Source organism: Streptomyces sp. NPDC048192 (assembly GCF_043202415.1).
Lineage (GTDB): Bacteria > Actinomycetota > Actinomycetes > Streptomycetales > Streptomycetaceae > Streptomyces.
Genome location: NZ_JBIDAL010000006.1, coordinates 357,927 through 381,158 on the forward strand (window position 1 = coordinate 357,927; position 23,232 = coordinate 381,158).

The following is a 23,232-nucleotide window of genomic DNA, read 5'->3' on the forward strand; positions in this document are numbered from 1 at the left end:
GGGGCACGTATTGCGGGTATCGGGACTTCTGCGGGAGCAACTGCGCGCCCGGCGCGCAGTGCCGTACGGATGGATGCGACACGCGTGACGGAGCAGCCCACCTCCTTCGAGCGCGCCCAGGGCGCCGACCCCGCGGAGGGCCGCGGGGCGCTGCTGCGTACCCCGACACCGGCAGCCGCCCCGGCCTTACCGGTACAGACCCGGGCGGAGGCGGCGCCCTCCGGTCCGGGCACGGCCACCGGCTGTGGCCACGGAAAGGACGGCAAGGGGAAGGAGCCCCCAGTCAACGGCCCCGAGCACTCCCAGCCCGCCACCACCGAGACCGACGCCCACCGGCCGCGGCCCGCGCCGGAGGTCATCCCGCCGCAGCCCGGCGCCGAGCAGGAGCGGGGGCCGGGCGACGGGGACCGCCGTACCGGACGCGGTCTGCCGCCGGGCCGCCCGATGCCGATGCGGCGTGACGGGGACCGGCTGAGATTCGTGGGCGCGGCGACCCGGCGGATCGCGCGCGGCCTCGATCTGGACGAGATCGTGATGGGCCTGTGCCGGGCGACCGTGCCGACGTTCTCGGACGCGATCCTGGTGTATCTGCGCGACCCGCTGCCGGTCGGCGACGAGCGGCCCACCGGTCCGGTGGTGCTGCGGCTGCGCCGTACCGACCGGATCCCGGAGGAGCGGGACACCGACGGGGTGCTGCTGCCGCCCGCCTTCGACCCGGAGCCGGAGCCGAGCCCGCTCTCCGAGCTGTCCGCGCTGACGACCGAGCTGTGCGAGGTGCGCCCCGGCGGCGCGCTGAACGAGGTGCTGCGCGGGGTGCGTCCGGTGTTCGCCGACGCGCCCGCGGCCCGTGCCGCGCTGCCCGAGCTGCTCGGCGACGGCGGCGAGGCGGTCGTACCGTCCGGGCAGCACGCGATCCTCGCGCCGCTGCGCGGCCGGCGCCGGGTGATCGGCGCGGCGCTGTTCCTGCGCCGTCCGGAGCGGCTCGCGTTCGAGGCGGACGATCTGCTGGTGGCGGCGCAGCTGGCCACGCACAGCGCGCTCGGCATCGACAAGGCGGTGCTGTACGGCCGGGAGGCGTACATCGCCGACGAGCTGCAGCGCACCATGCTGCCCGAGACCCTGCCCCGGCCGACCGGCGTGCGGCTGGCGTCCCGGTACCTGCCGGCGGCCGAGACCGCGCGGGTGGGCGGCGACTGGTACGACGCGATCCCGCTGCCCGGCAGCCGGGTCGCGCTGGTCGTCGGTGACGTGATGGGCCACTCCATGACGTCGGCGGCGATCATGGGCCAGCTGCGGACGACCGCGCAGACGCTGGCCGGTCTCGATCTGCCGCCGCAGGAGGTGCTGCACCACCTGGACGAGCAGGCGCAGCGGCTCGGCACCGACCGCATGGCGACCTGTCTGTACGCCGTCTACGACCCGGTGACGCACCGCATCACCATCGCCAACGCCGGTCATCCGCCGCCCGTGCTGCTGCACCTGGGCGGGCGGGCCGAGGTGCTGCGGGTGCCGCCGGGCGCGCCGATCGGCGTGGGCGGGGTGGACTTCGAGGCGGTCGAGCTGGACGCGCCGGCCGGGGCGACCCTGCTGCTGTACACCGACGGGCTGGTGGAGTCCCGGTTGCGGGACGTGTGGACCGGCATAGAGCAGTTGCGGGAGAAGCTCGCCGCGACCGCGCAGCTGACCGGGCCGGACCATCCGCCGCCGCTGGAAGCCCTGTGCGACGAGGTGCTGGACATGCTCGGGCCGGGCGACCGGGACGACGACATCGCGCTGCTCGCGGCGCGCTTCGACGGGATCGCGCCGAGCGATGTCGCCTACTGGCAGCTGGACCCGGAGGAGACGGCCCCCGGCCAGGCCCGCCGGCTGGCCCGGCGGGCGCTGGCCCGCTGGGACCTGGAGGAGCTGACGGATTCGGTGGAGCTGCTGGTCAGCGAGGTCGTGACCAACGCCGTGCGGTACGCGTCGCGGCCGGTGACGCTGCGGCTGCTGCGCACCGACGTGCTGCGCTGCGAGGTCGGCGACGACGTGCCGCAGCTGCCGCGGCTGCGCCAGGCGCGGGCGACGGACGAGGGCGGGCGCGGCCTGTACCTGGTGAACCGGCTGGCCCGGCGCTGGGGCGCGACCCGGCTGAGCACCGGCAAGGTGGTGTGGTTCGAGCTGAACCGCGGCTGAGCCGGCCGTGCGCGTGCGCGAAGGGCGCCCGGGGAGTTCCCGGGCGCCCTTCGCGCGTACGGTGACCGGTCCGGCCGGTCTGCTGACTCTGCTGAGACCCGGCCGGCCTACTGGCCGAAGTTCTGGCCGCCACCGGGATCGAGCGGGTTGTCGGTGATGGTCGGTGTCGTCGTCGGCGTCTGCGTGGGGGTCTGCGTCGGCGTCTGCGTGGGCGTCTGGGTCGGCGTCTGCGTCGGCGTCCTCGACGGCGGCGCGGAGCTGGTCGGCGGCTTGCTGGTCGCCGTGTGCGACGGCGTCTGCGTCGGCGTCCGGCTGACGGTCGGGGTGTCCGACGGCTGGACGGCGGCGCCCTGGGTGGTGTCCAGGTCGAACTCGGCCTTGTGCGTCACCCCGAAGGTGTAGGCGGCCCAGATCTGCGCCGGGTAGCCACCGCCGTTGACACGGCCGGGGCCGCCGGTGGACGCGACCAGGCCGCCCGCGCCCGTCAGGGAGACGTGCGCCTGGCTCTTCGCGTCCTCGCCGAACAGGCCGACGGAGGTGACCAGGTCGGGGGTGTAGCCGGTGAACCAGGCGGACTTGTCCTCGTCGGAGGTGCCGGTCTTGCCGGCGACCTGCTGGCCGTCGCGCAGCGGGTTGTCGGCCACGTTCTCCCTGGCCGTACCGTCGTCGACCACGCCGGTCAGCACGGAGGTCACGGTGTCGGCGGCGGTGCGGCTGATCACCTGGCCGCCCACCGGGTCCGCGATCTGGGCCGTGCGGCCGCTGTTCTCGGCGGACTTCAGGATGCTCGGCGTGACCTTGGTGCCGTGGTTGTCGAGCGTGGCGTAGATCCCGGCCATCTCCAGGGGGCTCGCGCCCATGGAGCCGAGGGTCTGCGCGGGCACCGCCTGCATGCCGGTGGTGTCCATGCCGAGCTGCTTGGCCGTGCTCATGACCTTCTGCATGCCCACGTCCACGCCCATCTGGGCGAAGACCGAGTTCACGGAGTTGTTCATGGCCTGCTGGACGGTGATCGGCCCGTAGTCGCGGTCGTCCTCGTTCGGCGGGCCGAAGCCGACCTTGGTGCCGTGGTCCACGACCTGCCGGCCGCTGGTGCCGTCGTAGAGCGTGTTGGCGGTGATGGGCTTGCCGTCCTGCGTGGTCGCGTTGTTCTCGAGCGCGGCGGCGAGGATGACGGGCTTGAAGGTGGAGGCGGGCTGGTAGTCCCGGCGGGTGGCGTTGTTGGTCCAGTGCTTGTAGAGGCCCTCACCGCCGTAAAGGGCGAGGATCTTGCCGGTCTTGGGGTCCACCGACACCGCGCCGGCCTGCACGTTGGCGTCGACCTTGCGCTTCTTGGCGTTCAGCTTGCCGGTCAGCTGGGACTTGACGGCCTGCTCCAGGCTGGACTGCCGCTTCTTGTCGATGTTCAGCGTGATGGTCCAGCCGCGGTCGACCACCTCGGCCTCCGCCTGGGAGCGGCTGATGTTCTCCTGCTGCATCAGCTGCTGTTCGAGCTGCTGGTTGGCGAGGTCGACGAGGTAGCCCTTCTGGCCTTCCAGGCCCGGCGTCCCCTTGGGCTGCTCGGGCGTCGGGAACTTCATGGCCTGCCGCTTGGCCGGGTCCAGCCAGTGCTGCTTGACCATGTTGTCCAGGACGTAGTTCCAGCGGGCCTTCACCAGCCGCTTGCCGGTGTCGGTGGCGACGGCCCAGTCGTACTGGCTCGGCGCCTGGAGCAGCGCGGCGAGGTAGGCGCCCTGCTCGACCGTCAGGTTGTCGGCGTCGGTGCGGTAGTAGGCCTGGGCGGCGGCCTGGATGCCGTAGGCGCCGCGGCCGTAGTAGCTGGTGTTGATGTAGCCGGCGAGGATCTGGTCCTTGCTCAGCTTCTGGTCGACCTTCAAGGAGATGACCATCTCCTTGAGCTTGCGGCTGACGGTCTGGTTCTGGTTGAGGTAGTAGTTCTTGACGTACTGCTGGGTGATGGTGGAGCCGCCCTGGGCGCCACGGCCCATCGCCGTGTTGTACAGACCGCGGGCCAGGCCTCTGAGGTCGATGCCGGAGTCGGTGTAGAAGGTCTTGTTCTCGGCGGCGACGAAGGTGTGCTGGACGTCCTTGGGCACCTTGGCCAGGTCCACGCTCTCGCGGTTGGTCTTGCCGACCCGCGCCATGATCGAGCCGTCGCTGTACTTGTAGATGTTGCTCTGCTGCTTGGCGGCGGCGTTGCCCGCGGGGATGTCCACCATCATGTACAGCACGATGAAGCCGCCGATGCCGAGCAGGCACAGGCCGAGGAACGTGCCGAGGACCTTCTTCCAGGTGAAGATCCGGCGTATCAGGGGCCGCCTGGCGTCCGCGCTGGGCCCGGAACGGCGGCGCTTGGGCGCCGCGCGGTGGCCACCGCGCTGTCGCGCTCGTCTCTCTTCCGCTCGTCCCATGGGTCCCTTCGCTCCGCTTCCGTCTCGGGGTCAGCTCCGAAAGCTAACACCCGCCTATATGACAAAGGACGTCCGATCCGTTCTTTTACGGACGTGAGAATCAGCACCTGCTCCAAGGGAACCGACGGATCTGAAGGCCGGGAGGTTGCCCCGGCGACGGCAACGACCCGGAAAAGCCCGCCTCCCGCCGCCTGTTCCACAACCGTGACAATCGGCCGCCACCTGCGCGGCCGTACAGCGGGCCATGATCTCCACACTCCGCGTATACATTCGGCGTATACACCGTGTGTAGAGTGCAGTGCATGTCCATCGGTCACACCCTTCTGGGACTCCTGGAGGCCGGCCCGCGCCACGGCTACGACCTGAAGCGGGCCTTCGACGAGAAGTTCGGTCACGACCGGCCGCTGCACTACGGCCAGGTCTACTCGACGATGTCCCGGCTGCTGAAGCACGGCCTCGTCGAAGTCGACGGCATCGAGGCCGGCGGCGGCCCCGAGCGCAAGCGGTACGCCATCACCGACGCCGGCATCACCGATGTCGAACGCTGGCTCGCGACCCCGGAGAAGCCCGAGGAATACCTCCAGTCGACCCTCTACACCAAGGTCGTCCTCGCGCTGCTGACCCACCGCGACGCCTCGACCATCCTCGACGCCCAGCGCGCCGAGCACCTGCGCAGCATGCGGATCCTGACCGACCGCAAGCGCAAGGGCGACCTCGCGGACCAGCTGATCTGCGACCACGCCCTGTTCCATCTGGAGGCCGACCTGCGCTGGCTGGAGCTGACGGCGGCCCGCCTGGACAAGCTCCGCGCGGAGGTGGCCCGGTGACCGCTCCCGCCGGCTCCCTGCTCGCCGCCGAGGACCTGCACAAGGCCTACGGCCCCACCGTCGCCCTCGACGGCGCCGAGTTCTCCATCCACCCCGGCGAGGTCGTCGCCGTGATGGGCCCCTCCGGCTCCGGCAAGTCGACGCTGCTGCACTGCCTCGCCGGCATCGTGCCGCCCGACTCCGGGTCCATCACCTACGACGGCCGTGAGCTGACCGGGATGAGCGACGCCCAGCGCAGTGCGCTCAGGCGCTCGGAGTTCGGGTTCGTCTTCCAGTTCGGCCAGCTGGTGCCGGAGCTGACCTGCGCCGAGAACGTGGCCCTGCCGCTGCGGCTGAACGGCACGTCCCGCAGGGCGGCCGAGAAGGCGGCGCTGGGCTGGATGGAGCGCCTGGAGGTCGACGACCTGAAGGACAAGCGGCCCGGCGAGGTCTCCGGCGGCCAGGGGCAGCGCGTCGCGGTGGCGCGGGCGCTGGTCACCGGACCCCGCGTGATCTTCGCCGACGAGCCGACCGGCGCGCTCGACTCCCTCAACGGCGAGCGCGTGATGGAACTGCTGACCGACGCGGCCCGCTCCACCAACGCGGCCGTCGTGCTGGTCACGCACGAAGCCCGGGTGGCCGCGTACTCGGACCGCGAGATCGTCGTACGCGACGGCAGGTCCCGGGACATGGAGCGCGCCATATGAAGGCCCGCCAGTGGTCCAGGGACCTCGCGATGGGCGTCCGGTTCGCCTTCACCGGCGGGCGCGAGGGCTGGATCCGGGTGCTGCTGACGGCGGTCGGCGTCGGCCTCGGCGTGGCGCTGCTGCTGCTGACGACCGCGATCCCGACCGCGCTCGCGGTCCGCGACCAGCGCAACCAGGACCGCCGGGACTACACCTACGGCGCCTACCAGCCCAAGGGCGCGAACACCCTGGTGATCTCCGACGCCGACAGCACCTTCCGCGGCAGCGACGTGCGCGGCCGGCTGGTGGAGCCCGAGGGCCCGCGCGCCCCGCTCCCGCCGGGCCTCAGCGCGTACCCCGCGCCGGGCGAGATGGTCGTCTCCCCCGCGCTGAAGCGCCTGCTCGCCTCGGCGGACGGCAGGCTGCTGCGCGAGCGGCTGCCGTACCGGATCGCCGGGACCATCACCGAGCCCGGACTCGTCGGCTCCCAGGAACTCGCCTACTACGCCGGCGCCAAGGACCTCGCCCCGCGCCTCGACGGCTGGCGGACGGCCCGCATCACCCACTTCGGGCCGCAGCCGGCGGCCCAGCGGGACGGGTTCGACCCGGTGCTGATCCTGCTGGTGCTGGTCGTCTTCGTGGTGCTGCTGACGCCGGTCGCCGTGTTCATCGCCGCGGCCGTGCGGTTCGGCGGCGAGCGGCGCGACCGCAGGCTTGCCGCGCTGCGGCTGGTGGGTTCCGACAGCGGGATGACCCGGCGGATCGCGGCCGGCGAGGCGCTCGCCGGATCGCTCGTCGGGCTGGTCTTCGGCACCGGCTTCTTCCTGCTCGGCCGGCAGCTCGCGGGCTCCGTCGAGATCATGGACATCAGCGTGTTCCCCGACTACCTCGACCCCTCGCCCGCACTGGCCGCGCTGGTCGCCCTCGCCGTTCCGGCGGCGGCGGTGCTGGTGACGCTGTTCGCGCTGCGCGGGGTGGTGATCGAGCCGCTGGGCGTGGTCCGTACGGCCCGGCCCGCCCGCCGCCGGCTGTGGTGGCGGCTGCTGCTGCCGCTGGGCGGCGTCGCCTGCCTCGCGCCCATGATCGGACAGGGCCGCGACAACGGCGCCTTCAACGAGTACCTGGTGATCGCCGGCGTCCTGCTGCTGCTCATCGGCGTCACCGCGCTGCTGCCGTGGGCGGTCGAGGCCGTCGTGGCCCGGCTCGGACGCGGCCCGGTGGCCTGGCAACTGGCCGTAAGGCGGCTTCAGTTGAGCACCGGCTCGGCGGCGCGCATGGTCAACGGCATCGCGGTCGCGGTGGCCGGGGCGATCGCGCTGCAGATGCTGTTCGCGGGCATCCAGGGCGACTACACCAAGCAGACCCACCAGGACCCCGACCAGTGGCAGATGCAGGTCAACCTCTCGCGGGGCATCCCCTTCGCGCCGGCCACGCAGGCCTTCGCCTCGACCAAGGGCGTCCGCCGGGCCGTCGCGCTCGGCAGCACCGAACTGGGCGACGCGCGCTGGAGCCCCGACAAGGGCCCGGCCCACAGCGTCGACCTCACCGTCGGCAGCTGCGCCGCGCTGCGCACGGTGGCCGAGCTGCCGTCCTGCCGCGACGGGGACGCCTTCGTGGCGAAGGGCGGTGAACGGGACTCCGACGTCGACGCGCTCGTCCGGCCGGGCCGCAGCCTGCACCTCGACACGAGCGACCAGGCGGGCCGCGGACCCGACATCCGGTGGACCGTGCCGCACGCACTGAAGCAGGCCCGCGCGGTCAAGGGGCCGAACGGCATCGCGGACAGCGAGGTGCTGATGACCCCGGCCGCGCTGTCCGGGCGCATGGCCGGCGTGCTGACCGGGTCGGTGTACCTCAAGGTCGACGAGACGGTGCCGGACGTGCACGAGTACGTCCGCAACACCGCGGCCCGCATCGACCCGCTGGCGGACGCGATGGTGTGGGCGTCCACCGAGCGGTCGCAGAAGTTCACCTCCATCCGCACCGGTACGTCCGTCGGCGCCGTCTGCGTGCTGGTGCTGATCGGGCTGAGCCTGCTCGTCTCCCAGCTGGAGCAGCTGCGCGAGCGGCGCAAGCTGCTGTCCTCGCTGGTCGCCTTCGGCACCCGGCGGCGCACCCTGAGCCTGTCGGTGCTGTGGCAGACGACCGTCCCGATCGCCCTCGGCCTGCTGCTCGCCGCCGCCGTGGGGCTCACGCTGGGCACGGTGCTGCTGAAGATGGCGGGCGCGTCGGTCGGCGTGGACTGGCCCAGCCTGCTGTCGATGACAGGGGCCGGGGCGGCGGTGGTCCTCGCGGTGACCCTGCTCAGCCTGCCGCCGCTGGTGCGGATGATGCGGCCGGAGGGGCTGCGCACCGAATGACCGTCCCGGTCAGGGCGCTTGAAGCACCCTGACCGGCAACGCGGCCAGCGCCCCGCGCAGCGCGGCGGCCAGCTCCTCGTACTCCGCGGAGCGTGCCGCGCCCGCGCGCATGGCGAAGGCGACGCGGCGGCTCGGGGCCGGCTCGGCGAAGTACCCGGTGAGCAGCTGGCTGCTGCGCGTCGTCTCCAGCTTCAGGGACGTACGCGGCAGCAGCGTGCAGCCGAGCCCGCCCGCGACCAGCTGGACCAGCGTGGACAGCCCGGCGGCCGTGGTGGTGACCGGCGCGTCCTCGCGGCCCGCCTCCCGGCAGATGTCGAGGGCCTGGTCGCGCAGGCAGTGGCCCTCGTCGAGGAGGAGCAGGTTCAGCTCCTTCAACGCCTCGCGGGGGATGCCCTCACGGCCGCCGAGCCGGTGGCCGAGCGGGGTGACCAGCACGAAGTCCTCGTCGAACAGGGGCAGTTCGACGACTCCGGGCACGCCGAGCGGCACCGCGAGCAGCAGCAGGTCGAGACGGCCGGAGTTCAGGCCGTCGACCAGGCTGGCGGTCTGTTCCTCGTGCACCTGCAGATCGAGGTGCGGATAGCGGTCGTGGACCAGCCGCAGCACGGTCGGCAGCAGGTACGGCGCGACCGTGGGGATCACCCCGAGGCGCAGGACGCCCGTGAACGGCGCCCGGACCGCCTCGGCCTCCTCCAGCAGCGCCCCGACCGCGTCCAGCACCGCCTTCGCCCGTACGGCGAGCCGCTCGCCGGCGGGCGAGAGCAGCACCTTGCGCGTCGTACGCTCGAGGAGGGTCACCCCGAGGATCTCCTCCAGCGCCGAGACCGCCCCGGACAGGGCGGGCTGGCTCATCCCGATGGCGGCCGCCGCGTCCCGGAAGTGCAGATGCTCGGCCACGGCGGCGAAGGCACGCAGTTGCGCGAGGCTCGGCTGCCTCCGCTTGCCATTACCCACGGTCACTGATAGCTACCTCCGATCAACTCGACCGATTGTAGCTATTTCACGAATCAATGCACCCTGTGCCACCATCGGCGAAGTCCAACCCATGGGATGGACCCTCACGAGGGGTCCTTCCTCGCTGCAAGGAGAGCGTGTGCTCACTGTCGGTGACAAGTTCCCCGAGTTCGAACTGACCGCCTGCGTCTCGCTGGAGAAGGGCAAGGAGTTCGAGCAGATCCACCACAAGTCCTACGAGGGCAAGTGGCTGGTGGTGTTCGCGTGGCCGAAGGACTTCACCTTCGTCTGCCCGACCGAGATCGCCGCGTTCGGGAAGCTGAACGACGAGTTCGCCGACCGCGACGCCCAGATCCTCGGCTTCTCCGGCGACTCCGAGTTCGTCCACCACGCCTGGCGCAAGGACCACCCGGACCTGACCGACCTGCCGTTCCCGATGATGGCGGACTCCAAGCACGAGCTGATGCGCGACCTGGGCATCGAGGGCGAGGACGGCTTCGCGCAGCGCGCCGTCTTCATCGTCGACCCGAACCGCGAGATCCAGTTCACCATGGTCACCGCCGGTTCCGTGGGCCGTAACCCCAAGGAGGTCCTGCGGGTCCTGGACGCCCTGCAGACCGACGAGCTGTGCCCCTGCAACTGGAGCAAGGGCGACGAGACCCTGGACCCGGTCGCGCTGCTGGCTGGTGAGTGACCCATGTCGCTCGACTCGCTGAAGTCCCGCGTACCCGACTACGCCAAGGACCTGAAGCTCAACCTGGGCTCGGTCATCGGCAACTCCGACCTGCCCGCGCAGGCGCTCTGGGGCACGGTGCTGGCGACCGCCATCGCCTCCCGGTCCCCGATCGTGCTGCGTGAGCTGGAGCCGGAGGCGAAGGCGAACCTGTCGCCGGAGGCGTACCAGGCCGCCAAGTCGGCCGCCGCCGTCATGGCGATGAACAACGTCTTCTACCGGACGCGCCACCTGCTGTCGGACCATGAGTACGGCAACCTGCGCGCGGGTCTGCGGATGAACGTCATCGGCAACCCGGGCGTGGAGAAGGTCGACTTCGAGCTGTGGTCGTTCGCGGTCTCCGCGATCAACGGCTGCGGGATGTGCCTGGACTCGCACGAGCAGGTGCTGCGCAAGGCCGGCGTCGAACGCGAGGTCATCCAGGAGGCGTTCAAGATCGCCTCGGTGATCCAGGCGGTCGGCGTCACCCTCGACGCGGAGGCGGTGCTGGCCGAGTCGGCCGAGTAACCGCGCCCACCGCATCACGGCCCCTGCCCGAACCCGGGCGGGGGCCGTCGCACGTCCAGCCGTCGACAGCGAAGGCCCGAGCCCCGTCCCTGCCCCGCACGGAGCCACGGCCCGTCCTTCCGCGGGTGCTGGGCGCGGCCGTCACGGGAGCGGTGCCGGCCGTCGGCGCCGGTGCCTACCTCTCCTGGGCCGAGCACCACAGCGACCGGCTCTGCCGGACGACCGAGGGATTCTGCTTCACCGGATGGAATCCGACGGCGCTGCCGCTCGCGTTCGCCGTCTCCCTGACCGTGCTGCTCGTCGTCTACAAGCTGCCGGCCATCCGGCCACGGCTCGCCGTCGTCCCGCCGACGCTCGTGCCGGTGCCGCCTCAGCCGTCCTGTTGCTCGTCTTGCTGGTCGTCCTCCACGGCTGACGGCTCGCTCCTGCTCGCGGCCACCTCCTCGGAGTACACCCGCAGATACCCCACGACCGTGTTCGTCACCGCCACCAGCGGTACGGCGACCACCGCGCCGCCGATGCCGGCCACCATGCCGCCGGCCGCGACCGTGAGGACGACCGCCAGCGGGTGGACGCGGACGGCGCGGCCCAGGATGAACGGCTGCAGCACATGGCCCTCGATCTGCTGGACCGCGAGGACGACGACCAGGGTCATGACGGCCGTGAAGACGCCCTGGGTCACCAGCGCCACCATCACCGCGAGCGCGCCGGAGGCGACCGCGCCGACGAGCGGGATGAAGGAGAACAGGAAGATGAACACGGCCAGCGGGACGGCCATCGGCACATCGAGGAAGTAGATGCCGATGCCGATGAAGATGGCGTCGATCAGGGCGACCAGGACCGTGCCGCGGACGTAGGCGGTCAGCGTGCTCCAGGCGCGCGGGCCGGCGCCGGCCACGCCGGGGCGGGCCGCGGCGGGCACCAGTTTCAGGAACCACTCCCAGATGCGCCTGCCGTCGTAGAGCAGGAACAGCGTCGAGAAGAACACCAGCAGGATGCCGGTGAGGGCCTCGATGATGACCTGAACGCCCTCCAGTCCCGCGGAGGTTATCTGGTCGGCGTTGGCGCCGATCGCCTCGCGCAGGTTCTTCGCGATCTGGTTGATCTGCTTGTCGGTGACGTGGAAGGGGCTCTTCAGCAGCCAGTCGCGCAGGTCGTCGATGCCGGACTGGATCTGGTTGGAGAGCGTGTCGATGTTCTCCATGACCTGCCAGGTCACGAACCAGCCCATCAGCCCTATGACCACGAACCCGCTGATCGCGGTGAGCGCGGTGGCCGGGCCGCGCGGCACCCCGCGGCGGGTGAGCCGGGCGACCGTCGGCTGCAGCAGCGCGGTGACGAGCAGGGCGATGACGAAGGCGAACACCACCAGCTGGACCGCGCTGATGATCCGCATCAGGACCCAGAGGGTGCCGGCGAGGACCAGCAGCCGCCACCCGGCCTCGGCCGCGACCCGCACCCCCCAGGGCACGGCCTCGACGGGGTCGGGGCGGGGTCCGGCCGGTGGCGCGGGCCGACGGACGGCCGGTACGACGACGGCCTCGGCGGCGTCCGGGGCGGCCGAGCGGGGCGCAGGCCGCGGGGCGTCCGGAAGGTCCGGGTCGGGGGCGTGCTCGCGCTCCACCTCCGCGCGCCGCTCGTTCAGGCGCTCGCTGATCTCGGTGAGACCGGCTCCGAGCTTGCCGAGCCACCCTGGCACTCGCGACATGATCCGTCCTTTTCCCCCGCGTCCCCGCGTGCTGGCCACCACTCCTCCCCCTGGAGGCATCCGGTACGACCGTACAGTGCGAAAGCCCCTCCCCTGAGGACGGGGAGGGGCTGCGCGAAGTTGAGTGCGACCGGAGAGGACCGTGCGGTGCGGTACCCGTGGCGGTCTAGTACCAGTGGTTGGCCGACCAGAACGACCAGGCCTGGCAAGGGCTGCCGTACCGGCTGTTCATGTAGTTGAGGCCCCACTTGATCTGGGTCGCGGGGTTGGTGCGCCAGTCGGCGCCGGCGGAGGCGTACTTACCGGCGGGCAGGGCCTGGAAGAGGCCGTAGGCACCGGAGGAGGCGTTGACCGCCTGGTAGTTCCAGCTGGACTCGTTGTTCACGATGTTGCTGAAGCACTGGAACTGGTCCGCCGCCACCATCTGACGCGCCATCGCCTGGATCTGCGCCACGGTGTAGCTGCTCTGGACCGGGAAGCTGGAGGAGTCGCGGGCGCTGTCGCGGCTGGCCGCCTTCTTGGCCTCGGCGCGCTCCTTGGCCTCCTTGGCCGCCTGCTCGGCCGCCGCCTTCTTGGCGATGGCGGTCTCGGCGGCAGCCTTGCGGGCCGCTTCCTCGGCGTCCTTCTTGGCGTTCGCGTCCGCGGCGATGGCCTGGGCGTCGGCCTGCTGCGTCAGTGACGCGGACTGCACCTGGGCCTGCTGACCCGCGGGTATGTCCGCGAGGAGCGTGGTGTCGGCGGCCGTCGGCTCGGCGTCGTTGTTCTGCGCGACGCTGCCCGAGGCAACTCCGACGACGCTTCCGACGGCGGTGACCGCGGTGGCCGAGGCCACTGCGAATCCCCGGACCGAAATCCGGCTCACACGGTTTCCTTCCAGCATCGCCCGCTTCGGTGACCCTGGCGGACGCAATCGTGCCCCTGACACTGGCCTCCCAACTGCGGGGTCACGGGAGGCACGGGCCCGGTGGGCAACTCCCCCTGCGGGGAGCGGCCGCGTGGTGCGCGGGCGGCATACGACGAACTCTATGGAGTTGGTGCTTATGCGGTGCCGTACCGCTGGGGGTACAGGTGTGTCGTATGCGGGGCCTGACAGGACTGAGACTCTGCCGTAACCGGACGCCGGGAGGCAATTCTGTGTTGCGTGTGAAAGCTCACATCCCGTTTGGCCCAGGGGATTTCCGGAAAGCTCCACACACCGAGGCGCCGCCCGGCTAGGCTCTGGGCCTTTGCCGGGCGGCGCCAATTGCCGTGCGAGGAGGGTCAGATGTGGCCGTCCTCCAGCATTTCGGTCACAAGCGCCGCGATCTGGGACCTCTCGGACCGGGTCAGCGTGACGTGCGCGAAGAGCGGGTGTCCCTTCAGCTTCTCCACCACGGCGACGACGCCGTCGTAGCGGCCGACGCGCAGATTGTCCCGCTGTGCCACGTCATGGGTCAGAACCACCCGCGAATTGGCGCCGATCCGGGACAGAACGGTCAGCAGGACGTTCCGTTCCAGCGACTGCGCCTCGTCCACGATCACGAAGGCGTCGTGCAGCGAGCGGCCCCGGATGTGGGTGAGCGGCAGGACCTCCAGCATCCCGCGCGCGGTGACCTCCTCGATGACCTCGCGGCTGGTGACCGCGGAGAGCGTGTCGAAGACGGCCTGCGCCCACGGGCTCATCTTCTCCGCCTCGGTGCCCGGCAGATAGCCCAACTCCTGCCCGCCGACCGCGTACAGCGGGCGGAACACCATCACCTTCTGGTGCTGGCGGCGCTCCAGGACCGCCTCCAGGCCGGCGCACAGCGCCAACGCCGACTTGCCGGTGCCGGCCCGGCCGCCCATCGAGACGATCCCGACGTCCGGGTCGAGCAGCAGGTCGAGCGCGATGCGCTGCTCGGCGCTGCGGCCCTTGATGCCGAACGCCTCCCGGTCGCCGCGCACCAGGCGGACGTTGCCCTCCGCCGTGATGCGGCCGAGCGCCTTGCCGCGCTCGGAGTGGATGGTCAGACCGGTGTGCACGGGCAGTTCGGCGGCCTCGGGGACGTACAGGTGCCCTTCCTCGAAGAGGATGTCCACCTGCTCGCCGGAGAGCGTCAGTTCGGACATTCCGGTCCAGCCGGAGTTCTCCGTGATGGCGAGTTCGGCCCGGTACTCCTCCGCGAGGAGTCCGACGGAGGACGCCTTGATCCGCAGGGGCAGGTCCTTCGAGACGACCGTGACGTCGTATCCCTCGGCCTGCAGGTTGCGGGCGACCGCGAGGATGCGGGAGTCGTTGTCCCCCAGGCGGTAGCCGGTGGGCAGCACGCTGGGGTCCGAGTGGTTGAGCTCGACACGGACGGTCCCGCCCAGCTCCCCGATCGGGATGGGGGCGTCGAGGCGACCGTTCTTCACCCGGTAGTCGTCCAGCAGGCGCAGGGCCTGGCGGGCGAAGTAGCCGAGTTCGGGATGGTGCCGCTTGGCCTCCAGTTCCGTGACCACCACGATGGGGAGCACGACCTCGTGCTCGTCGAAGCGGGTCAGGGCGTTCGGGTCGGCCAGCAGGACGCTGGTGTCGAGAACGTAGGTGCGCCGGTCTGGCTTGTGGCGCTTTGTGCTGGTCACCACGGAAGGACGTACCCCCTCGGATGAGGTCGGGGAGCGACGAGAACGAGCTGGACCGGTCGACGGCCGCCCTGCGCGGGCCGCGAACCGGCCCCCTGCCTCTTCGTCCGTGCCGTGACCGCACGATCGGGCTGGTGCAAAGGGCCTCCCGGGCGGACGGCCCCGTGCCGCCCGCTGAGATCCGACACCCGTGGTTCGGGTGTCGACCTGACTGGCTTATGCCCTCGAACATGCACCGCCATGCAAAAGCGGCCACCGGCGTGCCGGTGAACTCCTCGTTACGTCCGCGCGAAACCGGGTATGCGAAAGCCCCGCCGGCGCGGTGGCCGGCGGGGCGGTGTGGCGTGGTGGGTGCGGTTCAGCCGCCGTACCGGCGGTGACGTGCGGCGTAGTCGCGCAGGGCGCGCAGGAAGTCGACCTTGCGGAAGGCGGGCCAGAAGACCTCGCAGAAGTAGTACTCGGAGTGCGCGGTCTGCCACAGCATGAAACCGGACAGCCGCTGCTCCCCGCTTGTGCGGATGACCAGGTCGGGGTCGGGCTGGTCGCCGGTGTAGAGATGACGGCCGATCATGTCGATGTCGACGGACTCGGCGAGGTCCTCCAGGGTGACGCCCTTGTCGTGGGCGTCGAGCAGCATGGAGCGCACCGCGTCGGCGATCTCCTGCCGTCCGCCGTAGCCGATCGCGACATTGACGAGTATGCCGTCGATGTGGGCGGTGGCCTCCTCGGCCTCCTTCAGCGTGCGCTGCATCCCGGCCGGCAGCAGATCCATCGTGCCGACGTGGTGCACCCGCCAGCGGCCGTCCGCGGCGAGGGTGCGCACGACGTCCTCGATGATGCCGAGCAGCGGGACGAGCTCCTCCTGCGGCCGGTCGAAGTTGTCCGTGGACAGCAGCCACAGGGTGACGACCTCGACGTCGGTCTCGGTGCACCAGCCGAGGAACTCCTCGATCTTGTCCGCGCCGGCCCGGTGGCCGTGGACGGTGGTGGAACCGGACGCCTTCGCCCAGCGGCGGTTGCCGTCCATGATGACGCCGATGTGCTTGGGCACCTGAGCGTGGTCCAGGTGGCCCTCCACCCGGCGTGCGTAGAGCCTGACGAGCAGGCTGCGCAGGTTGTCGCGCAGGTTCACGGGGCCCTCCGGGGGTCTGACGGCGGGATGGGGGTGCGGTGGGTGCCGGAGCCGTTGAGCCTACCCCCGCCGCGGGCTCGGCTCCGGCCCGGGGTTTGGGGCCTGGGGTGGGGGACTTGGCGTTTTCGGCTGGGACGTGGCCTCTTTGGCCGGGATGCGTGCGCCCTTTGACTGGGATGTGCTCCCTCCGGGTGGAGAGCTGGTCCCTTTCGCTGGGACATGGTCCCTCCGGGTGGAGAGGCGGTCCCTGTCACTGAGACGTGGCCCCTTCGGCTGAGACGTGGTCCCTTCGGCTGGGACGCCGGGCCGGCGCCCGGAGGTTCCCGTCAGTTCCCGCCGGACCACACTGCCATACGGCCCCCGCCCTATGGATATGGCCCAGCGAGTGGGCGGGACGGTGGCCGCAACGAAGGCCGTGGCCATGACCGGGACGGTGGCCGGGGCCATCAGTGGGGCGAGGGCCGGAACGAAAACGGGCCGGTCCGTGGGGGGGATACGGACCGGCCCGAGGGGGGGCTTCCACCATAACCCTTCGTGAGGGATGGTGGGTGCATCGGCGGCGGACAACTACGCTCCGGAGTCACCCGGCAACGCCCCGGTGGGCACGGAAGGCGGGATTCAGGGGCGCCTCACGGCCGAATCACAGCGGATTCCCAGGCAGAATCGGTCGGATTCGGCCCGATTCAGAGGAATCCGAAAGTTTTGTACCGTCTTGCGGGCGTGTCGGCGAGTCGTCCCGGCATCCCCCTGATGGGCTAACCGTTCAGCGAACGGTGACTTGACGGCTCCGCTGCGGGACCGGCGCAAGCTCGTTCGGCTTCACGGCACCGCGCAGCCCCCTCCACTGCGCGGTACCGACCGCGCGGGTTTGCCGACGCGAATTACCTTGGTCTGAACTTATGTGACGGATGGGACCGCTGTGAACCGCACCGGATAACGATGTGGACACCGCCCGCGCGGCGGACGGCCCAGCAGAGGTCCCTCGGCGGGGCGGCTCGCGGAACCGTCAGCGGCGAGGCTCGCGGAGCCGTCAGCGGCGAGGCTTGCGGAGGTCGAAGAGGTGCCGGGTGCTGTGCGCCACGAACGGGCCGTCCTTCTCGATCCGCTCGTGCAGCGCGCGCAGCCGGGGCTCGTACGCCTCCACCGTGAAGCCCGGGACCATCCACACCACCTTGCGCAGGAAGTGGACGACGGCGGCGATGTCGTGGAACTCCATCCGCAGCCGCTCCGCGCGCAGCCCGGCCACCTCCAGTCCGGCCGCTTCGGCCCCGGCCCGCTCGCGCTCGGGGTCCCGGCTGGAGCGTACGTCCTCGGGCAGCGGCCCGAGGAAGAACTCCACCAGCTCGAAGACGCTGGCCGGCCCGACGTGCTGGGCGAAGTAGGCGCCGCCCGGCCGCAGCACCCGGGCGATCTCGTCCCAGTACGGCCGCACCGGATGGCGGCTGAGCACCAGGTCGAACGTCCCGTCGGCGAACGGCAGCGGCGCGTCGTCCGGGGCGGCGACCACCACGACCCCGCGCGGCCGCAGCAGCGCGGTCGCCTTGGCCACGTTCGGCGGCCAGCCCTCCGTGGCGGCGGCCAGCACCGGCCGGGCCGGGGCCGCGGTGCCCAGGACGAAGTCGAGCACCTCGCCGCCGCCGGTCTGGATGTCCAGCACGGCCTCGGCGCCGGCCACCCGCTCCCCCGCCGAGACGGCGTACCCCCACGAGGGCCGCTCCTCACTGGCCCGCCCCCCGAACCAGGAGAAGTCCCACCCCTCGGTCGGCACGGCCGCGCCCTCGGCCACGAGTTCCTCGAACGAACGCTTCTCCGCCATGGCCGTCATGGTCCCAGGTCGCCGTCCGCGGGGCCTGCTATTTTCCGCCCCCATGACGACACCCACGCCGACGCACCTCGCGGGAGAGAAACAGACACTCCACACGAGCCTGGACCGGCACCGCGACGCCGTGCTCTGGAAGCTGGACGGCCTCGACGACGAGCAGCTGCGCCGGCCGATGACCCCGAGCGGCACCAGCCTGCTCGGGCTGGTGAAGCACCTGGCCTCCGTCGAGTACGGCTGGTTCGTGGAGACCTTCGGCGGCGAGCCCGAGCCGCTGTGGTTCGCCCCGCACGACGACATGCGGGTCACCCCCGAGGACACGACCGAGCGGGTCGTCGCCCTCTACGGCCGCGCCCGCGCCGCCGCCGACACCGTCATCAGCCGGCTGCCCCTGGACGCCCAGGGCAGCCCGTCCTGGCGCGACATCACCGTCAGCCTCCGCTGGACCCTGGTCCACATGATCGAGGAGACCGCCCGGCACGCCGGCCACATGGACATCCTGCGCGAACTGACCGACGGGGCGACCGGCGACCATCCGCCCGCTACAGACTCGGGCTGACCGCCTCGTACGCGGCCTGCGCGCTGCGCACAGCGGCCGGCCGGGAGCTGGGCCAGGGCGTTGATCTCGGCATGCACCAGGTCGGTGCCGGCGCGCAGGGCTTCCCAGGCCGGCTCGAAGCGGAGGCGCCAGGGGCCGGGGGTCCCGCTCACGGGGAGGCCCCCGGCCCGCCGAGTACGAGCAGGACGTGCTCGTCGGTCCCGTGCCGTACGGTGCCGGCGCGCTTGAAGCCGTGGCTCTCCAGCAGCCGGACCGAGGCCGTGTTCCCCTGGAAGGGGTCGGCGTACAGCGGGCGCACGCGCTCCAGTTGCACGAACATGCCGAGCGCACGGGTGCCGACGCCGCGCCCCCAGTACGGCCGCCCGAGCCAGTACCCGACGTACCGGCGCTCGTCGTCCGCCGTCCAGGACACGACGTGCCCGGCGGCCCGCCCGTCCACGGCGACGGTCCGCACGAGGCAGTCCGGGTCGCCGAGGACGCGGGCGCGCCAGTGCCTGAGGAAGGCGTCCCGCGGCCGGGGAGTGAATCTCGACCGCCGGACGGCTTCCGGATCGTGCTCGTAGGCGAGGAAGACGTACAGGTCGTCGTCCGTGACGCCACGCAGGCACACTTCACCATGCTCGTCACGCGCGCCGGTCAAGGACTCGCTCTTGTGGTCGGCCATGGGTTCGGTCATGTGAGGGAGTGTGACAGCCGCCACTGACAACACCCGGCCTGACTCAGCTCAGCTCAGCTCAGCAAGGGGCGGACCTCTTCGGCGGCGAACCGCACGAACCCCTCCGGGTCGGGCTCGTCCCCCGTCGGCTGAAGCACCACCGTGTCGGCGCCGGTCCCGGCGAGCCGTCGTACGGCCGCGGCCACGGCGTCCGCGTCACCGGCCACCCCGACGTCCGTGGCCGACTCCAGACCCTCGGCGGCGAGTTCGTTCCGCAGCCGGGCCTCGGCGGCGTCCCCCGTGGCGACGAGCAGATAGACGACGACCTGGTGATGCTCGGCGCGCCCCGCCTGCTTCTGCCCCTCCTCGATGAGCCGCCGGGCCCGCCGCACGTCGTCCGGGGAGCTGGCCGCGGTGAGGACCGTGCCGTCCGCCTTGGCGCCGCAGAGCCGGAGCGTACGCGGCCCGGTGGCACCGGCGAGGACCGGCACCGGCCGCTGCGGTGCCCAGTCCAGCCCGACGTCGTCCAGGGACACGTACCGCCCCCGCACGGTGAGCCGTTCGCCGGCCAACAGGGCACGCAGGGCGTCGAGATGCTCGCCGAGGAGCGTCAGCGGCGAGGCGGGGCGGGCGCCGACCTGGCCCATCCAGTCCTGCACCCCGTGCCCGACGACGACGGTCGCGCGCCCTGGGAACATGCGGTGCAGGGAGGCGGCCTCCATCGCGGTGAGCGCCACGTTCCTGAGCGGCACCGGCAACAGCCCGACCCCGACCCGCACCCGCTCGGTCCAGGCCAGCGCGGCGGCGGCGGTCGAGATCCCGCCCTCCCGGAAGCAGTCCTCCCACAACCACAGCTCGTCGAGCCCCGCTTCGTCCGCCACACGAGCCACCGCCTTCAGCCGCTCGGGCGGAAGCTGGGGACGAAAGACGACACCGAGTCCAGTCATGGGTTCTTCCTAGTGGGAGGGGACAGGCGGAACAACTCCTTTACGACCCTTCACAGTCCTCTTCTGGTGGTCGGCAACCGGCGTCCCCCGCACGCCCACGGGTACAGTCGCAGCGGAGGTGGCCTGCGATGGCACGGTGGCGGGACGGGCGGGGCCGGCTGGTCGTACACGGCAACGGGGGCGGGGCCGCGGTCTCCGTCCCCCTGGAGATCGCGACCTCCTACCGGGCCCGCACGAAGGGCCTGTTGGGCCGCGACTCGATCGAGGGCGCCATGCTCCTGTCCCCCGCCGGCGCAGTGCACACCTTCCGCATGCGCATCCCCATCGACGTCGCCTACCTCGACCGCACCCTCACCGTCATCGCCGTCCACACGATGCACCCGAACCGCCTGGGCCTGCCCCGCCTGCGGTCCCGGCACGTGCTGGAGGCGGGGGCGGGGGTCATGGAGGGATGGGGACTGAGAGTGGGGGCCCGGGTCACCGTCGAGGCGTGATTGAGGTCGTGTCAGGGCCTTCCCCCGTAGTTGCCGTCTCCGTACCACGGCTTCTGTCCCGACCCCGGCGGCGCTGCTATGTGCGCCGGGCCGGCGTCGCTGCACGTCGGCGTCTGCGTACCGCGCCAGCGGCGACGGCACCACCCGCGACCACGACAACTCCGGTGCCTCCGAGAATCCATGGCAAGGACGAACCGCCGCTCTTGGCTGCGGATACCGTTACCGACGTGCTGCTGCCGCCCTTGGCGGATGTCGTGGCCGACCCGTTGGGTGCCTTGAACCCCGCTTGCTTGAAGTCGGGCAGCGGGTAGACGTCGGCCGGGCCGGGGTCGCCTGGATTGGTCAGGGCGATGCGGGGACGGACGGCGCCGTAGCCGATGTAGTCCGTGCGCTCTTTGCCGCTTGTCGGCTTGCTCGCTGTGTTGAGCATGACGCGCAGGACCTGGTTGTTGGTCCAGTCGGGGTGCTTGGACCAGATGAGGGCTGCGGAGGCGGAGGCGAGGGCGGTGGCGTCGCTGGTGCCGTGTGAATTGCACAGTTCCGTGCCACCGAGGCAGGCGGAGATGATGTCCTCACCCGGCGCGACCAGGTCGACCTGGGGGCCGTGCTCGGACTCCTTAGTTGCCTTGGCGCTCTTGTCGATCGCTCCCACGCCCACTACGCCGGGAGTGGCACCTGGGTAATTGACTTCGTTGCGGGCGTCGCCGTCATTGCCCACAGCTGCGAAGATCAACTTGCCTTTGGACAGCGCGTAGGCGACAGCGTCCGTCAGCTCCCGGGAGTTCGTCGCGCTGCCTCCGGAAATACTGATGATCTGGGCGGGGGAATCGGCTGCGAACCGGATGGCCTTCGCCGTGGCAGTGGGAACATCGTCCTGGTTACCGTCAGCGCGGTTGCGTTCGATGAAGCCCGGAGTGCGGATCGGCATGATCTTCGCCCCGGGGGCCAGGCCGTAGGAGCCCGCAGTGGCACCCTTGGCGCCCGTGCCGGCGATGAGCACGGCCATGCTGGTTCCGTGCCCGTCGTAGTCCGTGCGTTCGTCACCGGCGCGCTTCGAGAAGTCCCTGCCGGGCACGACCTGACCACGCAGGTCCGGTAAATCAGCCTGTACACCAGTGTCGATCACCGCGACCGTGATGCCCTTGCCGGTACTCGTCTTCCACATCTCATCGGCGTGCATGGCATCGAGGTACCACTGCCGCTGGCGGACGCTATCCGCGTGCGCGGGAGTCACGGCAACGCTCACCAGCAAGACCCCCGCGGCTGCGGACACGGCCCGACTGCGCCATCTGGCCCGCTCGCTGCGGCTACGCATGGTCATCCTTCTCGTCCTAGGTCTCCATCGGGCCCTTCGGGGAGGGGCGGCGGGAGCGGTCGGTTCATCATCTCCTCTGCCTGGTGCTCCCCGCCCTCCGCCTGGTTCGCCTCGCTGCTGCCAGCGCGCCTGCCGCGGGCGGAGCGGTCGTCACGCTTCGCGGCGGAGGTGGAAGCACCGCTCGGTCGTCCACCACCGCGCGGCCGCGGCTCCTGGGCTGCTTCACTTGCGGACCGTACGCCTTGGGAGGTGGTCCTTGCCCGTCCACGGTCGCGAGATGGTCTGGGCTGCCCCCCTAGGATGCCGTTGGAAGTGGCAGGCATGCGCCTCCCCGGTGCGCCCTCGCGGTCCGCAGCCGAGTTACCGCCGCGGGGTGACGTCGTTCTGGCAGCGGCGCTTCCGGGCGCAGTACCACGGCCCCATGGGGGCTGCTGGTTTCGAGCGCCGCCGATGACATTGCCGCGCGGAATCGCACCAGCGGGTCGGCCTGCCGACGGTGAGACCGGGCGGCCGCCTGTGATGGCGTTGGCGCCCCGGGCGGGGGCAGGACTGAGCGGTCCGCTCTCCGGGGCGGGCTCGCTCCCGCTTACCCCGGGACCAAAAGGGCCGCTTCTCGGGGTGCCCGTGATCCCAGAGGTGCCGGGCCTCGGAGGTGTGGCCAGCGAGCCCCTGCCTCGGTACACGGGACGCTCACCGCCAACCCGGACACTCGGTGGCGGCGTTGTGCCAACGCGGAAGGCGGGTGGGAGCACACCTGTCGGCGACGGCGTCCTTACGTCCGGGCCGCCCGGGCCGGTAGTCGGTGCCGCATGAGCGGAAGGCGCCGTCGGGGCGGGCGGAAGAGTTCCTGTGCTGTCGATCACCGTGTTCGGCATATCAATATGAGTGTTCGGCTGCACGTGATGAGGCACATCGACGTGGTTGTTCACACGGTGCGCTGTGGACGTCTGAGGCACCGAGCCGGTCACGCCGGAACGGGAACCTGCGGAGCTCTCGGACGTGTGCGGCTTCGCTCGGCTAACCGTCCCCGGGCCTGCGCTTCCCTGTGCGATTGGGGCGGAGACGTGAGTTTGGCCGCTGTACCGATCCGGCACGAATCGCTCGGGCAGCTCCGGGAACTTCGGTGCCTGCAACGCGCTGATTTGCTCCGTCGACGCCGTGTACGACTGGGCAAGCTTCATCATCAGGCCGCCGGCCTCTGCGCGGGCGTTGGCGTACTGGGTCTTGGCCTTGGTCACCGCAGAGTCCGACGGGCCACCGTCGTGATTGCCGACATCCCTCGCCTTCGCCGCATGGGCGTCGAGCACCGAGCGCGCGCCTGAGCTCTGGTTCCGCAACTTCTCGAGCTGCGGCTTGACCTCATGCAACGTGTCCGCCGCGTGCCCCAG

At 71.2% G+C, this 23,232-nt stretch carries 18 protein-coding genes; 8 read left to right on the top strand and 10 right to left on the bottom strand.

Translation table 11 applies throughout. The features are described 5' to 3' along the window. Nucleotides 1–84 precede the first annotated feature (84 nt). On the top strand, nt 85–2,175 hold the full coding sequence (locus tag ACGFZN_RS15025; RefSeq protein WP_393858854.1) for a SpoIIE family protein phosphatase: 2,091 nt from the start codon (nt 85–87) through the stop codon (nt 2,173–2,175). Nucleotides 2,176–2,282: 107 nt separating this feature from the next. Here the strand turns inward: ACGFZN_RS15025 and ACGFZN_RS15030 are convergent, their stop codons facing one another. Continuing rightward, nucleotides 2,283–4,586, bottom strand: a complete 2,304-nt coding sequence (locus ACGFZN_RS15030; protein ID WP_393858855.1) for a transglycosylase domain-containing protein — start codon at nt 4,584–4,586, stop codon at nt 2,283–2,285. Between the two features lie 302 nt (nt 4,587–4,888). Here ACGFZN_RS15030 and ACGFZN_RS15035 point away from each other — a divergent pair, with 302 nt between their 5' ends. Genes ACGFZN_RS15035 through ACGFZN_RS15045 form a run of 3 tightly spaced genes read left to right on the top strand, consistent with a single transcriptional unit; the run spans nt 4,889 to nt 8,438 of the window. Next, on the top strand, nt 4,889–5,413 hold the full coding sequence (locus ACGFZN_RS15035; protein ID WP_393858856.1) for a PadR family transcriptional regulator: 525 nt from the start codon (nt 4,889–4,891) through the stop codon (nt 5,411–5,413). Next, the gene (locus tag ACGFZN_RS15040) at nt 5,410–6,099 is read left to right on the top strand and encodes an ABC transporter ATP-binding protein (RefSeq protein ID WP_330338046.1); all 690 of its coding nucleotides are present in this window, start codon (nt 5,410–5,412) and stop codon (nt 6,097–6,099) included. Before ACGFZN_RS15035 ends, ACGFZN_RS15040 begins: the two co-directional genes overlap by 4 nt. Next, nucleotides 6,096–8,438 (top strand): FtsX-like permease family protein, encoded by a 2,343-nt coding sequence (locus ACGFZN_RS15045; protein ID WP_393858857.1) that lies wholly within the window; start codon nt 6,096–6,098, stop codon nt 8,436–8,438. Before ACGFZN_RS15040 ends, ACGFZN_RS15045 begins: the two co-directional genes overlap by 4 nt. A gap of 9 nt (nt 8,439–8,447) precedes the next feature. Here the strand turns inward: ACGFZN_RS15045 and ACGFZN_RS15050 are convergent, their stop codons facing one another. Then, complete coding sequence (locus ACGFZN_RS15050) at nt 8,448–9,392, bottom strand: LysR substrate-binding domain-containing protein (protein ID WP_393858998.1); 945 nt, start codon at nt 9,390–9,392, stop codon at nt 8,448–8,450. A gap of 139 nt (nt 9,393–9,531) precedes the next feature. On the opposite strand from ACGFZN_RS15050, the gene ACGFZN_RS15055 reads away from it, so the two are divergent. Continuing rightward, the gene (locus tag ACGFZN_RS15055) at nt 9,532–10,086 is read left to right on the top strand and encodes a peroxiredoxin (protein WP_393858858.1); all 555 of its coding nucleotides are present in this window, start codon (nt 9,532–9,534) and stop codon (nt 10,084–10,086) included. Nucleotides 10,087–10,089: 3 nt separating this feature from the next. Beyond that, the gene (locus tag ACGFZN_RS15060) at nt 10,090–10,632 is read left to right on the top strand and encodes an alkyl hydroperoxide reductase (protein ID WP_393858859.1); all 543 of its coding nucleotides are present in this window, start codon (nt 10,090–10,092) and stop codon (nt 10,630–10,632) included. A gap of 370 nt (nt 10,633–11,002) precedes the next feature. Here the strand turns inward: ACGFZN_RS15060 and ACGFZN_RS15065 are convergent, their stop codons facing one another. From ACGFZN_RS15065 to ACGFZN_RS15085, 5 genes are all read right to left on the bottom strand, one after another. Further along, nucleotides 11,003–12,340, bottom strand: a complete 1,338-nt coding sequence (locus tag ACGFZN_RS15065) for an AI-2E family transporter (RefSeq protein WP_393858860.1) — start codon at nt 12,338–12,340, stop codon at nt 11,003–11,005. A 166-nt stretch (nt 12,341–12,506) separates the two neighbouring features. After that, nucleotides 12,507–13,202 carry a transglycosylase SLT domain-containing protein gene (locus ACGFZN_RS15070; RefSeq protein WP_393858861.1) on the bottom strand — a complete coding sequence of 232 codons (696 nt, stop codon included), beginning with the start codon at nt 13,200–13,202 and terminating at the stop codon, nt 12,507–12,509. A gap of 398 nt (nt 13,203–13,600) precedes the next feature. Next, on the bottom strand, nt 13,601–14,926 hold the full coding sequence (locus tag ACGFZN_RS15075) for a PhoH family protein (RefSeq protein WP_351799110.1): 1,326 nt from the start codon (nt 14,924–14,926) through the stop codon (nt 13,601–13,603). A 355-nt stretch (nt 14,927–15,281) separates the two neighbouring features. Then, nucleotides 15,282–16,055 (bottom strand): isoprenyl transferase, encoded by a 774-nt coding sequence (locus ACGFZN_RS15080; RefSeq protein WP_393858862.1) that lies wholly within the window; start codon nt 16,053–16,055, stop codon nt 15,282–15,284. Nucleotides 16,056–17,085: 1,030 nt separating this feature from the next. Next, nucleotides 17,086–17,871 carry a class I SAM-dependent methyltransferase gene (locus tag ACGFZN_RS15085; RefSeq protein WP_393858863.1) on the bottom strand — a complete coding sequence of 262 codons (786 nt, stop codon included), beginning with the start codon at nt 17,869–17,871 and terminating at the stop codon, nt 17,086–17,088. A gap of 52 nt (nt 17,872–17,923) precedes the next feature. Between ACGFZN_RS15085 and ACGFZN_RS15090 the strand changes: the two genes are divergently transcribed. Further along, entirely contained in the window at nt 17,924–18,433 is a 510-nt protein-coding gene (locus tag ACGFZN_RS15090) for a DinB family protein (protein WP_393858864.1), read from the top strand. Nucleotides 18,434–18,581: 148 nt separating this feature from the next. Here ACGFZN_RS15090 and ACGFZN_RS15095 read toward each other — a convergent pair whose 3' ends face one another. Next, on the bottom strand, nt 18,582–19,097 hold the full coding sequence (locus ACGFZN_RS15095; RefSeq protein WP_393858999.1) for a GNAT family N-acetyltransferase: 516 nt from the start codon (nt 19,095–19,097) through the stop codon (nt 18,582–18,584). Between the two features lie 65 nt (nt 19,098–19,162). Then, entirely contained in the window at nt 19,163–20,035 is an 873-nt protein-coding gene (locus tag ACGFZN_RS15100) for an LLM class flavin-dependent oxidoreductase (protein ID WP_393858865.1), read from the bottom strand. A 128-nt stretch (nt 20,036–20,163) separates the two neighbouring features. Between ACGFZN_RS15100 and ACGFZN_RS15105 the strand changes: the two genes are divergently transcribed. Next, entirely contained in the window at nt 20,164–20,529 is a 366-nt protein-coding gene (locus tag ACGFZN_RS15105) for a DUF192 domain-containing protein (RefSeq protein ID WP_393858866.1), read from the top strand. Nucleotides 20,530–20,605: 76 nt separating this feature from the next. Here ACGFZN_RS15105 and mycP read toward each other — a convergent pair whose 3' ends face one another. Beyond that, nucleotides 20,606–21,802, bottom strand: a complete 1,197-nt coding sequence (gene mycP / locus ACGFZN_RS15110) for a type VII secretion-associated serine protease mycosin (protein ID WP_393858867.1) — start codon at nt 21,800–21,802, stop codon at nt 20,606–20,608. Nucleotides 21,803–23,232: the final 1,430 nt, after the last annotated feature.

Excerpts from the sequence above, each read along its gene's own strand:
- ACGFZN_RS15100 (WP_393858865.1), bottom strand. The coding sequence starts at position 20,035 with ATGACTGGACTCGGTGTCGTCTTTCGTCCCCAGCTTCCGCCCGAGCGG.
- ACGFZN_RS15030 (WP_393858855.1), bottom strand. The coding sequence starts at position 4,586 with ATGGGACGAGCGGAAGAGAGACGAGCGCGACAGCGCGGTGGCCACCGC.
- ACGFZN_RS15035 (WP_393858856.1), top strand. The coding sequence starts at position 4,889 with ATGTCCATCGGTCACACCCTTCTGGGACTCCTGGAGGCCGGCCCGCGC.
- ACGFZN_RS15045 (WP_393858857.1), top strand. The coding sequence starts at position 6,096 with ATGAAGGCCCGCCAGTGGTCCAGGGACCTCGCGATGGGCGTCCGGTTC.
- ACGFZN_RS15085 (WP_393858863.1), bottom strand. The coding sequence starts at position 17,871 with ATGGCGGAGAAGCGTTCGTTCGAGGAACTCGTGGCCGAGGGCGCGGCC.
- ACGFZN_RS15095 (WP_393858999.1), bottom strand. The coding sequence starts at position 19,097 with ATGGCCGACCACAAGAGCGAGTCCTTGACCGGCGCGCGTGACGAGCAT.
- ACGFZN_RS15090 (WP_393858864.1), top strand. The coding sequence starts at position 17,924 with ATGACGACACCCACGCCGACGCACCTCGCGGGAGAGAAACAGACACTC.
- ACGFZN_RS15105 (WP_393858866.1), top strand. The coding sequence starts at position 20,164 with ATGGCACGGTGGCGGGACGGGCGGGGCCGGCTGGTCGTACACGGCAAC.
- ACGFZN_RS15065 (WP_393858860.1), bottom strand. The coding sequence starts at position 12,340 with ATGTCGCGAGTGCCAGGGTGGCTCGGCAAGCTCGGAGCCGGTCTCACC.
- ACGFZN_RS15060 (WP_393858859.1), top strand. The coding sequence starts at position 10,090 with ATGTCGCTCGACTCGCTGAAGTCCCGCGTACCCGACTACGCCAAGGAC.